We start from the raw sequence: 13,623 nt of genomic DNA on the forward strand, positions 1-13,623 counted from the left end.
ATCAGTATGACATTATTGCCATATGACGAAATGGAGTGTAAAATGATATATTGCTTTGCATCAAATTTTCATCACATTTCTATCCGAATTCACATTCTCATAGATAAGACAGGAATGGTACCGTGAAAGATAAAATTGTCATGCCACTCTGGACGTGCTGCTTGTTCATCGTTGTGATGAACACCACCATGTTCAATGTTTCTTTGCCAGTCATTATTCAAGATCTACATATTACCTCCGACCTGGGGTCTTGGGTTATCTCAAGCTATTCGATTGGTTACGCTTTGTCGACGGTGATCTACAGTCGATTGTCAGACCGCATCCCGGTACGCAAACTGCTAACGGTTGGACTCCTGATCCTGGGATTATCTTCGTTGCTCGGATTGTTCGCGCATAGCTTCGCGATTCTGTTGCTGACACGTATTTTGCAATCTGCGGGTGCAGGAGTTATGGCCGGTCTGGGCCTCGTCATTGCGAGTCGTTATATTCCGGTGGAACGGCGCGGAGCTGCCATTGCACTCATCTCGTCAGGCAGCGCCATGGCTTTTGGACTTGGCCCCATTGTCGGTGGACTCATTAGCGAGTACTGGGGTTGGAACGGTCTTTTTGCCATAACGGTGCTTGTCCTGCTCGCCCTGCCTGTATTGCTCTATTTCCTCCCACGGGAAACGGTCAAAACAGATCAGCCGTTCGATGTTATTGGTGCCATATTAACCGTCATTAACGCCACTACACTTCTCGTCGCGATCACCCAGCAATCCTGGTTCTGGTTTGCCATCGGCGTTATCTCTCTTATTGCACACCTCTTGTATATTCGTAAAGCGAATCTGCCGTTTGTGAATCCACAAGTGTTCCGAACGCCAGGATACACCCGGTTAATCCTGATCGGATTCTGTGTGCTGGTCGTGAATCTGGGCAATCTGTTTTTGATGCCACTTGTGCTCGCTGATCTGTATGGACGCTCTTCGCTCGCCATTGGTTTGCTGATTGCACCTGGAGCTATCGTTGCGGCATTCTGTACTCGTTTCGTCGGACGCTGGATCGACCGTTATGGTAATATGCGATTTATGATCATCGGACACATTCTGCTCGCAGCTGTCCTTGCCTTATTCATGCTCGGACTTGATCAGTCTGCCCTGATCATTACCAGTGGTTATCTCTTTTTCTCACCGGCACTCTCAGCCTCCATGGCTTCATTGAATAATGAAGCGTCACGAGTGCTGCCCAAAGCGCACATCGGTTCCGGTATGGGCATGTTACAACTGATTCAATTCTTCGGTGGTTCGGTGTCTGTAGCCGTGTGTGGGCTGCTCCTGCATAGCATTCCGGGGATCTCGGTAGAGGAAGCTTATCATGTGGTATATGCATGCCTGTTGTTTGTCTGTGTCGTTTCACTGGGGGTGGCCATCTGGCATAGCAGAGCTTCACGCTCAAGCATTAAACCTGTTACATTGGACAATTAATTGATGTTTAAAGTTCAGAACAAAAAGACTTGCGCCAAGCGCGAGCCTTTTTTAGTTTGGAACAGAAATTCCGTTTTTTTTTAGAAGTAGATCACTCAATGAACTTACTGGTTACTTTCTTTATTCCATCCTAGAGAAGGATGCCAACTACTTCCCGTCCAGTGCAAACTTCCAGGCCTCTATTATGCTAATTGGGGCTTTACTGCTGCTCTCGCCGCCACCTTCCTGCGTCCAAAGTGATGGATAATACGCAAACACTTGTCCTGTCTGGAGCTGAGACATATCCTCTTGCCAGCCTTTCCAGCGAAACGTCTGGTAGAACTGCTCCAGATCGCCATTCGCCAGCCAGTTGATGAAACCTGAATATGTCAGTTCTGTCGATTCCCATTCCAGTGTATCCGGTGCAAAATAATAGACTTGTCCCGTACGACCATACTTGCCTGTATCCAGTCCGAAGAAACCTCCTGCCGCATCATATGCGACGACCATCATGCCTTCCAGTACATCTACCCAAGGTTGCTCACTCACACCATTCCAACTGGTTAGACTTCCCGATGTACTGTCACCACCCGCACCAAGCAGCATGATCCAGCCATGGTCAAGTACAATGCCTTCTGTCTCATAAGCAACAGCTCCCAAATAGGATTTGGTGCTTATTTGCAGACGATAGAGAGTATCCTCTCCAACCTCCTGCTTTGCTGGAACATACACATATGTATTTTGCCCGCTGTCCAGGAGTTCCTTGAGTTCTTCCCATGCGTGATTCTCCCGATCCACTAATTCAGCTGCGGTTAATGTATTCATGAGCACTCTCCTCGCTGATTTTATAAGAGCATATCATGGCTTATTAATCCGTTCAAATCTGCTATAATCTATCTTCAAAGCTAAATGCAAGGGGGAAGCGATTTGACTCGCTTAGTTATACTTATAATTCCGATTCTGATGCTGCTCGTATCCGGTTGTCAGGATCATACATCTTCCATGAAGGAACCTGTTTCTGTTCAAAAGTCCGATCCTCAGGTCATCCGTTACATATCACCCCAAGGAAACGACTCGAATAAAGGAACCATTCAATCTCCATGGAAAACATTACAGCACGCTGCCGACCATGCTTCGCCAGGAAGCACGATCTATTTGCGTGAAGGGGTCTATCATCAGAAAGTCAAAATCACCCGGAGCGGTCATTCCTCAGGTAATCCCACCCTGTTTTCCAGCTATCCTCAGGATAAGGTTATCATTGATGGGGAAGATCTATCCGTTCGAGGGATCGAAGGGTTGATTGAAATTGAAAATGCCAGTTATATCACGATTCAGAATCTCGAAATTCGTAACTTTACAACCACACTTCGGGGGCAGGTTCCAACCGGGATCTATGTCCACGGAGCAGGTGAGCACATTCAGCTGTTGGGCAACACCATACACGCAATCGCCAATTACGCAACTCCTGAAGGTCCCGATTTAAGGGGCAGAGATGCACACGGTATTGCCATATATGGCACAGAGCACCCTCAAGCTTTACGCGATATCATCGTCAAGGATAATGAATTGTATGATCTGATACTTGGTTCGAGCGAGTCACTCGCAGTTAACGGCAATGTCGATACCTTCGCCATTTTGGACAATACCATCCATGATTCCGACAACATTGGTATTGATCTGATCGGGTACGAGGGTACGTCCGAGGACGACACATACGATCAGGCACGGAACGGTATCGTGCGCGGGAATGAAGTATACGATATTACGTCCAACGACAACCCCTCCTACGGAACAGATCTGCCCAATGATACCAACTCGGCGGGCGGTATCTATGTAGATGGCGGGAAAGATCATATCATCGACCAGAACCGGGTATATCGGAGCGATATCGGAATTGAGATTGCCTCGGAGCATGCCGGACGTTCGACAAGTAACATTACCGTGCGGGATAACCTAATTTATGCCAACCGACTGACGGGCATTGCGATGGGTGGATATGACGAGGAACGGGGAGCTACCGAGGATAGCAAGATTATGTTCAATACGCTTGTGGGAAATGATACGCTAAATGCAGGCAATGGACAGTTATTCATGCAATCACGGACGAAGAATAATACGTTTATGCATAACATTCTCGTATCGGGCAGCTCGGAAGTCCTGATATACAATGAATATACCAGCAATACCGGCAATGTGTTTGACCACAATGTCTATTACTCACCAGGAGAGCAGGAGGATGCCCTGTGGGTTTGGAAAAATAAAACCTACTCCGGCATCGCCGCCTACATCAAAGGATCTGGCAACGATACACACTCCATATATGTGAACCCGGCATTTATGGATGTGTCCAACGAAGATTTCCGTCTTCAGGCGAATTCTCCGGCGAAAGCGTATGGCTACCTTGCTCCACGTTAAATAATTATGAGGAACCCATCTCAAGTTAGCATTCTGTTCTACACAAATAAAAGGAGCCTGTGCTATATGGGATCATCTCCCTCATCATGCACAGGCTCCTTCTCGTTTTTCAATCCAATCCAACCCTTAACTTCTTACCATCTGGGCTGCATGTGTCACCCGGTTTCGTCCTCCGGTTTTGGAGGCATACAGGGCGTTGTCCGCTTTTTGGAACAAGGTCTGTTCCGTATCTTCCTCGACTACAGTGGCCGCACCGATACTCACGGTAATGTTATATTCGCCCCAATCGGCTGAAGCAACCTGTGACCGATATCGCTCTGCGATTCCGCTCGCCTGCTCCTCTTCACAATCCGAAAGAATGATAACAAATTCCTCTCCGCCGTAACGCGCCACCACATCCGTACTGCGCGACAGCGATTGCAGCAGCCCCGCCAGATTGCCGAGTACCAGATCTCCGATCGGATGTCCGTACGTATCATTAATGCTTTTGAAATGATCAATGTCCACAACGAGAAGAGAGAAATAACGTTGTTTCTCCTGGAACAACAGCAAGCTTTCAACCATTTTTTCCTGGAAAAACCTGCGGTTCTTCAGTCCTGTCAGCAAGTCTGTGGAGGCCAGTGTCTCCAACTGATCATTCACTTTAATGAGCGCCTGCTCTTTGATCTTATATTCCTCGTGTAATCGTTCAAGCTCCTTGTTCGCTTCTTGGGTCGCTTGATACAGCTCCTGTAGCTTCGTTTTGGTATGCAAAATATCCTTCTCATGTTCGATTCGCTTACGCATGACTACAACGACACAATCTACCACGCTTTCCCCGTTACGGGTCTGACGAATACCGTTAAGCAGCACGGGAACAGGCTGCTGATCACGAGTACGAAACGTGAAGTACATCTCGTCCACATGTCCATATAACTGGATGTAGGGATAGAAATACGTATGGAAAAACACCTTGTTGCTCACCGACATGGTGGACTCAATATGTTGCCCCACAAGCTCATCGCGTTCATATCCAAGCATCGCAAGCAAGGTTTGATTGATCGATTGTACGATGCCCGAATCTGAGATAGAGAAGTATCCACAGGGAGCCAGATCTAATTGTATATCCATGGAATAACGCCTTTCTACCGAGTTTTATGCGCTCGTCAAATAATCTTTAATCATTCGGATCGTTTCTTCCGGTTGACTTAGATGCGGATAATGTCCCTTGGCCGTCATCTGTTGCAATCGGCTATTCTTCAGATGAGCATGTAAGTAATCCCCTACTTCAACCGGAGCAATGCTGTCTTCGGAGCACTGAAGAATGAGTGTCGGCACAGTAGCCTGATCCAGATCAATACGACAATCAGATAAAAACGTCACTTCGGCAAATTGTCTCGCAATATGCGGATCTCTGGAGCAGAAGCTTTTCTCCAATTCTTCCGTCAGATCTTTCCGTTCCGGATTGTTCATCACAATGGGTGCCAGATAACTCGCCCATCCAATAAAATTCATCTGCATCATCTCAAGTAATTCATCGATATCATTCCGATCAAAACCTCCATAATAATTCGGAAGATCATTCACGTAACGCGGGGAAGGCCCCAACATAACAATTTGTTTGAAATATTTGGGGTTATGAATCGATGCCAGCATGCCAATCATGCTGCTGACGGAATGCCCGACAAATATGGTGTCCTGTAGTTCAAGTACTTCCATAATTTCCAGCACATCCTGGGCGTATCCTTGGAGGTTGCTATATTTTCCAGCATCATAATAGTTAATTTGAGATTCACCAGATCCAACATAATCAAACAAAACCACACGGTAGTTCTCCGTAAAACTTGGAACAATGTAACGCCACATATCCTGATCGCATCCAAAACCATGAGCAAATACAATCGTTTGGCTACCTGAACCAAGCACTTTAACATTATTTCTTACAAGCACATCAATCGTCATTTCATATCACCTCTCTGAGGTAGTACTCACTTAAGTCAATCTATCTGATTATTATATCGGAAAATGTTGGGATATGGATTAAAAATTATTAATCACTTCTTTCATCTACAAAAAACTAATTAATCCATGCTCTGGATACGCACTTTACAATCTGACGAACGTCAGGTAAAATCAGTTTAACATGTCGCGCGACAGAGATTACATTTACGGAGGAATACCATGATTACTTCAACACACAGCCCGACTCCTCAGCAACTCTGGGGAAGATCATTCATTTTTATCATGTTAGCCAACGCATTATTGTTCATGGCCTTTGAAATGTTGCTTCCCACCTTACCTTTATTCGTTTCAAGTTTGGGTGGAGAAGCTTCCCAGATTGGGCTTGTTACTGGCATATTTATGTTCTCTGCCATCTTGATTCGGCCCTTCACATCTGTTTTGGCAGCTCGAATAGATAAAAAATATCTCTTGATTATTGGCATCACCATCTGTGCATTAATGACTGGCGCATACTACCTATCGTCAGGTATCTGGATAATCCTCGTGTTCCGGGTAATTCATGGATTTGGATTTGGTTTGGCAACGACATATTTTGCGACGATAGCTACAGAAAACATACCCAGGGATCGCCGGGGAGAAGGTATGGGGTACTTTGGGGTAGGGGAAACCGTCGCTATATCCATTGGTCCGCTGATCGGCACCAGCCTGTTGTTTCAATACGATTATCAGAGCCTGTTTATGGGAGGCATGTGCATTTTGCTGTTAGCACTTCTAATGGCCGTGTTTGTATCCAGAAAGCCCAGACCGTTATCTGGTAGCGAAAGCTCTGACCTTCCTGCTGCGACCGTCAAGTTGATTGAAAAGAAAGTACTGTTCCCTTCGTTGTTGATCATGCTGGTTGGCATTGCGGCCGGCTCAATCATGTCCTTTGTAGCTTTATTTGCTGCGGAAAGAGGGTTCAACAATGTCGCCTGGTTTTTCTTTATCGTCGCCATCGCCAGCTTCGCCGTTCGACTGTTCTCGGGGAAAATGTTTGATCGATGGGGACCAGGCTCCGTGTTATTGCCTTCTGCGGTGTTTGCAATCGCAGGACTACTGGTTCTGACGATCGCCCAGAGTGATGTGCAATTCCTGATCGCTGGCGCGTTATACGGCTTTGGCTTTGGTGCCATATTCCCGGCTATTCAGACCTGGTGTGTGAATCTTGTAGAAGAACATGAGCATGAAAATGCGATGGCTTCCTTCTTTAATTTTTTTGACCTCGGAATTGGTGGTGGTTCGTTGATCCTGGGTGTGGTGGCTTCTGCATTTTCCTATACGGTGGTGTATGCTATCTCTATAGGCATTTTTGTGGTATATATCTTGTTATATTTGGTATACTCCCAAAAACAGCAGAGGTATACAGCTCGCCAACTGGAGGTAGACATTGAGTAAAAAACGAATCAAAGAAATTGCCATTCAACATTTTAATCGTCTGGGTTACGAGGGGACCAAGATGGCGCAGATTGCCGAAGAGGCAGGCATTCGCAAGCAATCCCTGGCTTATCATTATTCATCCAAAAAAGCGTTATTGCTGGAGTTATATGAGGAAGTCGTGCAGGAGGAACAACAGTTTGTACGCCAATTCTTCAGCGAGTCTGCCACCCAAACTCTGGAACAGCAGTTATATGCCTTTTTGCATGAACACAAAAATCGCTTTTTGACTCACCCAAACGTTGCTTTTATGTATATCTTGTCCTTTATCACACCGCTGGAGGTGCATGATTTTGTACTGGCCCAGTATCGTACGTACCTCGGGACACTGAAGGAAGAGCTGGCAGCCGTATTTACCAGACATTCCGATATACGCCTGAGTCCGGAAGAAGCCACCGTAGCTTTTGTCACCGTGATGGATGGATTGGATGTACAACTCGTGTATGAGACACGGCAATCCTATGAACAAGCTTTGGCGATCACCTGGAATGTCTTCTGGTCAGGCATCCAGCGCTAACGAATCAATTACGATAAGAGTACACAAATAAGAGGGGCGTCCCGCCAGCCATGTTAATGACTTTTGGGACAGCCCCTCTATTTCTTTATTTCACAGTTAGAATCACACGTTGATAATGCTTCAACTGATGCTCTCCATCATCCTGTACTTCGGCAACGATATGAATGGTATCGCCCGATTTGGCATCGTCAGGAACAGTAAATGTCACCGCTTCGGTGTCACTGCCCTGCAATTTTATCGTATCCACCTGCTCATCCTTGGCAAGTTCACGATGTAATCCAAGCAACAGGTCACCAGCCATTTCTGGCTGAACTTTATTCTGTTCTACTTTGGAATCCTCATATGTGTCCGCTTCGAAATATCTCCACCACGTATAGGTCAGTTGATCTCCATCCGGGTCTGTGCCTTCCGCGTGAAGAGTAACTTCCTCCCCAGGACTAACACTCAGATCCAGCCCTTCCTTAATCGTTAATGACGGATTGTGGTTGGCACCTTCGTAAGTGTCTGCAACTGCCCAGTCTGCACGTGCTGCAAAATCATCCTGCACATCGTCAAACCATCTCATCAGAGAGTATTCGGCTTCATAACGTTTGGTGTAGGGGTCGTAATCAAGCACATTATTTCTAAACAACTTATCGTTCACAACGCCAAAGCGTCCACCCCAACCGCCGTAAGAAGGGTCTTCCATACTGCGTAGCCCATTATCGATCAGATAGAAGAAGGATGGAGAATCCCCCTCAGATATAAAATCGTATTTGTCATATTGCGGATTGTTCTTGAGATATTCAGCACTTCCACGTTGTTCTTCCGCCAGTTCGCCTTCGATCATCTTGCCGTCACCCATTGACGCATACATATCCATCAGCTTGCCATGTCCGTCCAGAATGTTCTTGACCATCCAGTCGCCATGAAGCTTACTGTTCACTTCTTCAGCATGCATCTTCCATGCATAGGCAAAATGCCAGAAGTTCGATTGGTCATTGAGAATACGGATATCCGGCCAATTCTTCGCAATGTATTCGTTGTAGCTATCATCCTGATCGAGAATGATGTAGAGTACCAGTTTGTCGCTCACTTTTTTGCGAATCGTATCCCACTCAGCCGTGTCTTTGTATTGTTCCTCAATCGATTTCAGCGCTCTGGCTGTCGTATTGGTACCACCCCATGTCTGTACAATCAGATCTCGGGAATCATCGTCAAGGAAAAGAGTTTCGAGGAATTCGGAACCTTCCGTTTCCTTCTCCATCTCCCCTTTATCGGAAATATTCCCGATCTTGGTCATCGCTCGCAGCTGTTCCGGCTCCGGGTAGCCCTCCGCATGTTTGGACAAGTTCGGGTAGATCTCGCCATAGGCATCGATCATGTCGTACACCCACTGTGTGCCTGTCCAGCGGAACGGTTTGATCCCCGCTTCCTCGTCTCCAGCATAATGATACACGGAGCTGGTCAGTACAATTCCGGCAAGGTCCATCTCATTCGAATACAACAGGAAACGAATGACCGAGTTCATATCATCCACTTCACCGTCGGTTGTAATGACCGTTCTGCCTTTGGCAGCTTGGTTGGTTGCAGGTTCCTGAGTTTCATTTTCCGTCTGCTCTGTTGCCTGATTCGGTGTGTCACTCGCGGTTTGTGGTGCTTTGGATGCGCATCCACTAATCACCAGGATTATACTGAGACAACCTGCTGCAAAACCGTTTAACCATTTTCTCTTGTTCATAATGCTCCCCTTTCTTGTGTACAGCGTGATGTTGGTGTCGGGATAAATACGTCCTCTGTTTTCTATCCTTAATATGGACCGTAGAATGCAAAAAAACCCGAACAACAATATGAATGGCACAAAGTCCACGCATAGTGTGTTCAGGTTTTGCCTGCCCGAAGCAGTAACAATCCTTATTTGAATGAAATTATATCATGTTCACGAATTATTGTAAACGCATTCAAACGTTTTTTCGAATTTATCTTTGATATAGTATAATGCTTATAGCCAAGAATCAACTGGATCGGCGTAGAACTAAACCAATTTACCAGGAGGAATCAGACACCATGCAACAACTGGATGCGGCCTTGAGCCGTTTTGTGGAACAGCAGGATTTATATAATGAAGCTTATGGACTTTTCCAAAATCATGATCTGCGTCCTCGCGAACAACATCAACAGCCGGAAGTGGATACACGAATACCCCTTTCTCCAGAACTTCAGTATCTGTACAGTCATTATGAAATGATGGATGCGGAAGCTGAAGGTACACTCAAAATGAAAAATGCCGCCGTCGAGATCGGTGATGCAGCGCTAATCTCTTTTGTTGCACCTGAACATCTGCACCGTCAGCAACTAGGTTACCGCTGGATTGGCATGAATGAACCCTATGAGGAATCTTCCACTTGGCCAAAAAATCACGTCGTCATCGCGAATGTAAACGATGATCCGATCATTGTAGATGTGGAAGCACCGAACTCTCCCGTATATGCCGCTTTTACAGGTGGAGAAGCCAATCGTGTCGCTGATTCGCTGTCTGATTTTTTCAGTGCACTAGCTATCCTGATCGAAGCGGCACGGAGCTATGCCGGGGAAGTGAAAGATGAAGAAACCTATGAAACCAAGCCCGAATATCTGGAGCAAGTGGAGCCTTTATTGCAGGCCCTATTGGGAGAAGAGTATATTGCACATCTTTTCGAGTATCTGTCATTTTGTTAAACCGTTGAATTAAGGAATTGGAGGAACATCCATATGAACTATGTAGCCTTGCTGCGGGGTATTAATGTAGGTGGTAACAATAAGATTAACATGAAGCAGCTAAAAGAAACGTTTGAACAAGCAGGCATGCTGGATGTCGTGACCTACATCAACTCTGGCAATATTATTTTTGCCGATCATCAGGAACGTGCCGATGCGAATGCGGAGATATCCCATGTGTTAGAACAGGCCATCGCCGCCGATTTCGGCTTACAGATCAGGGTAATGGTGCGGAATATGGATGAAATCCAAAGCGTTATTCAGGCACTGCCAGCGGAATGGGCTAATGATGACACCGCCAAAAGTGATGTACTGTTCCTTTGGGATGAGATCAATGAGCCCTCCGTGCTGGACAAGCTGCCAATCAAACCGGGAATCGGCACGCTAATTTATATCCCCGGAGCCATTTTATATTCGGTCAGCAGAGAAGATGCGTCCAAAAGTGGCATGAACAAGCTTGTGGGATCCAAAGTCTATGCCTATATGACGGTTAGAAATGTGAATACCACACGTAAAATCTATGCACTAATGCAGGCAGCCGCTGCTACTTCGCATTGAAAGGGACGCCGTTTCCAGCTTCGCAGCACCGTACCTCTATGTCAAACATTGTAGTTTAAATCACGTTGCTAACTAATGAGATCCAGCTACCGATTGGGGCTGGTTCTTTCGCATTCCCAGCATTATGATTGCCATTAAAACAACAAGAACGGCCACGAGCATAAATGGAATATGTTTGTCCACCTGGTAAAGTGTCGTTGTAAGTATCGGAGTAATGACAGCGGATATCCCCTGAATCGCTGCTACCAATCCGGCTGCTCCTCCCTGTTGTTCTTTGCTGACCGCGAGCGAAGCACCTGCCATGAAGCCCGGCATCATCAGACCCGAACCCATACCGAACAGGAAGAATGAGAAATAATACAGGGGCAACTGGGTGGACACAAGAAACAGGATCATGCTTGCGATCAGAAAAAGGGACCCAAGCAAAATCATCGGACGCGGCTGCCATTTCAACCACTTCATCTGAATGACCTGCATGATCAACATCGCTACTCCGGAGAACATGAGTCCAAACGAAACCATTCGGGCCGTCGCCGCTGGAGATAGAGCCAGTTGATCCTGAAAATAAAATCCCCCGACAACCTGCAATGTCATGATGCCAATCATCGTAACCAAGCCGGCAGCAAGGTACATTCGTAACCCACGTTGGAACGGGTTGACTTTAGGCGGCTTTGCCTGAATGACGGGTTTGGCTGCCGGGATTAACAACAAAGCGATAATAAACGCAGCGATCGCTATAAAAATGCCAAAATAAAGCGGCCACAGCAGACCGATGATAGTAAATGCTCCTGCAATGGCGGGTCCAAATACAAGGCCCAGTCCATTGGCAGCGCTGATAATCGCCATCCCGCTTCCCCGCTCCTCCCCTTCTGTCACATCACCCATATAGGCTTGAGCAGAAGAGAGTACGGCTGGTATAAACATGCCGATCAGACTTCGCGTCACAATCAGAAGGGTAAGCAACACGCCTCCTCCAATCCATGCATTCAATCCCCCATACAATGCCAGGGCGAATAATGCACAGCTAACAGACATCCCTATGAATCCAATCAATATGATGGGTTTTCTGCCCTTCAGATCACTGAATCTGCCCCATACCGGAGCCATAACAGCCATCATAATGGACCCAAGCGAAATAATAAGACCGGAATGACTTTCTTTCATGCCCAACTCGCGAATAAGCGGCGGCATAATGGGTGCAATCAGCATCAGACCCAACATGGCTGCAAATACGCTAAAAAAAATACTTCCTCTGATTCGGTTCATGCTTATACACTCCTCTATATTTCAGTACAGTATCCACTGTACCTGGAGTATACAAGGCTGAGAGAATCCCCACTGCCTCTATACGGAACAATTCACCGCAAGGCGGATTTATTAATAAATCTTTTTCATTTCAGAGGGCTTCACGCCGAATTTACGATAAAATTGCTGCGAAAAGGCACTGACATTGCTGTAACCGACCGCAATCGCGGCCTCGGTGACGTTGTTATCCTGATTGCGCAGCAGCTTCATGGCGTTGTCGAGACGAACCTGACGCAAATATTCGAAGACCGTGCTTCCGAAAAGCGCCTTGAATCCTTTTTTTAATTTGAAATCGTTAAGCCCCACTTGTCTGGACAATTCTAGCAAGGACGGAGGATCTACCATGCAAGCCTCCATAATCTCCCGTGCCGTATGTAACTTCCGGATGTCCTCTCTGGAGAATCCCGCAGGAATCGGCGCCAGATCAAACAGTTGGATCATAAATCGATTCAAGATCTCCAAGGCTGTCGCTTCCATCATTAAAGATGATCGATAACTGTTGTTTAGTTCCACAATCAAACTGTCAATCATCGTTCGTATCCGGCTATCCAGTTGAAAGACAATCGGCTTGAACACCTTTCGCCCCAATACCTGATTAAACGCAATCGGCTTGAAACTGCCCAGTTGTGCCGCTGCATAATTGAACAGAGATACCGGAATCCCCAGCGAAAAAGAAGTATACGGCTCCCCGGCCGGAGGATGAAACCACGCTTCGAAATCATGCATGAAAATGAGGGCACCCTGCCCAATCGATAACGAATAATCCATGCCGGAAATATCAACATGACGTTGACCAGACAAAGCAAATTGCAATTCCACGATGGGTGTCTCGGACGCAAAATACGTTGGATAAGGCTGATGATATTCAACCTGGGAATATAAAATCTCAATGCCACTGTATGTTGTCACTCTTTTGACCTTACCGCTACCCGCCTTGGGAGAGAGCAGATACGTGTGTTCATCTTGCTGACTGTAAGGCTCCTGGGTCAGGTAATGTTGGTATACTACGCCTAATGCATCATCCGTGCGCATAGGTATTCACCTCGCCTATATCTTGATCAGACTCGTCAATAAAAAAAGCCTGAATTAATTGATAATTATTCTCAATTAATTCTACCGCAATTTCTTCTTTTCGGCTAGTTGGAAAGACAACATGTTTTACATAACTTGCTGACTTCTCATATTTCTTTTTAACATTTCATCCCCATACTAAAACAATTGTACATGCCATCACAC

General features: G+C 46.3%; 12 protein-coding genes. 6 read left to right on the forward strand and 6 right to left on the reverse strand.

Going from position 1 to position 13,623, the window contains the following annotated elements; translation table 11 throughout:
• Window positions 1-122: 122 nt before the first annotated feature.
• The gene (locus HF638_RS17080) at window positions 123-1,463 is read left to right on the forward strand and encodes an MFS transporter (protein WP_169481273.1); all 1,341 of its coding nucleotides are present in this window, start codon (window positions 123-125) and stop codon (window positions 1,461-1,463) included.
• Window positions 1,464-1,610: 147 nt separating this feature from the next.
• On the opposite strand, the gene HF638_RS17085 is transcribed toward HF638_RS17080, so the two are convergent.
• Entirely contained in the window at window positions 1,611-2,267 is a 657-nt protein-coding gene (locus HF638_RS17085; protein WP_169481274.1) for a DUF2625 family protein, read from the reverse strand.
• A gap of 102 nt (window positions 2,268-2,369) precedes the next feature.
• On the opposite strand from HF638_RS17085, the gene HF638_RS17090 reads away from it, so the two are divergent.
• Complete coding sequence (locus HF638_RS17090; protein ID WP_169481275.1) at window positions 2,370-3,857, forward strand: right-handed parallel beta-helix repeat-containing protein; 1,488 nt, start codon at window positions 2,370-2,372, stop codon at window positions 3,855-3,857.
• Window positions 3,858-3,983: 126 nt separating this feature from the next.
• On the opposite strand, the gene HF638_RS17095 is transcribed toward HF638_RS17090, so the two are convergent.
• Window positions 3,984-4,967 (reverse strand): sensor domain-containing diguanylate cyclase, encoded by a 984-nt coding sequence (locus HF638_RS17095; RefSeq protein ID WP_169481276.1) that lies wholly within the window; start codon window positions 4,965-4,967, stop codon window positions 3,984-3,986.
• Between the two features lie 24 nt (window positions 4,968-4,991).
• Window positions 4,992-5,798: an alpha/beta fold hydrolase gene (locus HF638_RS17100; RefSeq protein ID WP_169481277.1), complete on the reverse strand. Its 807-nt coding sequence runs from the start codon at window positions 5,796-5,798 to the stop codon at window positions 4,992-4,994.
• A 219-nt stretch (window positions 5,799-6,017) separates the two neighbouring features.
• On the opposite strand from HF638_RS17100, the gene HF638_RS17105 reads away from it, so the two are divergent.
• Both HF638_RS17105 and HF638_RS17110 read left to right on the forward strand, forming a co-directional pair.
• Complete coding sequence (locus HF638_RS17105; RefSeq protein ID WP_169481278.1) at window positions 6,018-7,232, forward strand: MFS transporter; 1,215 nt, start codon at window positions 6,018-6,020, stop codon at window positions 7,230-7,232.
• On the forward strand, window positions 7,225-7,788 hold the full coding sequence (locus HF638_RS17110; protein WP_169481279.1) for a TetR/AcrR family transcriptional regulator: 564 nt from the start codon (window positions 7,225-7,227) through the stop codon (window positions 7,786-7,788). Before HF638_RS17105 ends, HF638_RS17110 begins: the two co-directional genes overlap by 8 nt.
• Window positions 7,789-7,873: 85 nt before the next feature.
• Here the strand turns inward: HF638_RS17110 and HF638_RS17115 are convergent, their stop codons facing one another.
• Complete coding sequence (locus HF638_RS17115) at window positions 7,874-9,508, reverse strand: DUF1593 domain-containing protein (RefSeq protein WP_169481280.1); 1,635 nt, start codon at window positions 9,506-9,508, stop codon at window positions 7,874-7,876.
• Between the two features lie 326 nt (window positions 9,509-9,834).
• Here HF638_RS17115 and HF638_RS17120 point away from each other — a divergent pair, with 326 nt between their 5' ends.
• Together HF638_RS17120 and HF638_RS17125 are read left to right on the forward strand one after the other, a co-directional pair.
• On the forward strand, window positions 9,835-10,485 hold the full coding sequence (locus HF638_RS17120; RefSeq protein ID WP_169481281.1) for a hypothetical protein: 651 nt from the start codon (window positions 9,835-9,837) through the stop codon (window positions 10,483-10,485).
• Between the two features lie 33 nt (window positions 10,486-10,518).
• The gene (locus HF638_RS17125) at window positions 10,519-11,082 is read left to right on the forward strand and encodes a DUF1697 domain-containing protein (protein WP_169481282.1); all 564 of its coding nucleotides are present in this window, start codon (window positions 10,519-10,521) and stop codon (window positions 11,080-11,082) included.
• Between the two features lie 72 nt (window positions 11,083-11,154).
• On the opposite strand, the gene HF638_RS17130 is transcribed toward HF638_RS17125, so the two are convergent.
• Together HF638_RS17130 and HF638_RS17135 are read right to left on the reverse strand one after the other, a co-directional pair.
• Window positions 11,155-12,348 carry an MFS transporter gene (locus HF638_RS17130; RefSeq protein WP_169481283.1) on the reverse strand — a complete coding sequence of 398 codons (1,194 nt, stop codon included), beginning with the start codon at window positions 12,346-12,348 and terminating at the stop codon, window positions 11,155-11,157.
• A 111-nt stretch (window positions 12,349-12,459) separates the two neighbouring features.
• Window positions 12,460-13,419 carry a helix-turn-helix transcriptional regulator gene (locus HF638_RS17135; protein ID WP_169481284.1) on the reverse strand — a complete coding sequence of 320 codons (960 nt, stop codon included), beginning with the start codon at window positions 13,417-13,419 and terminating at the stop codon, window positions 12,460-12,462.
• Between the last annotated feature and the right edge of the window lie 204 nt (window positions 13,420-13,623).

Source organism: Paenibacillus sp. SZ31, from assembly GCF_012912005.1.
In the GTDB taxonomy this organism is placed as follows: Bacteria; Bacillota; Bacilli; order Paenibacillales; family Paenibacillaceae; genus Paenibacillus.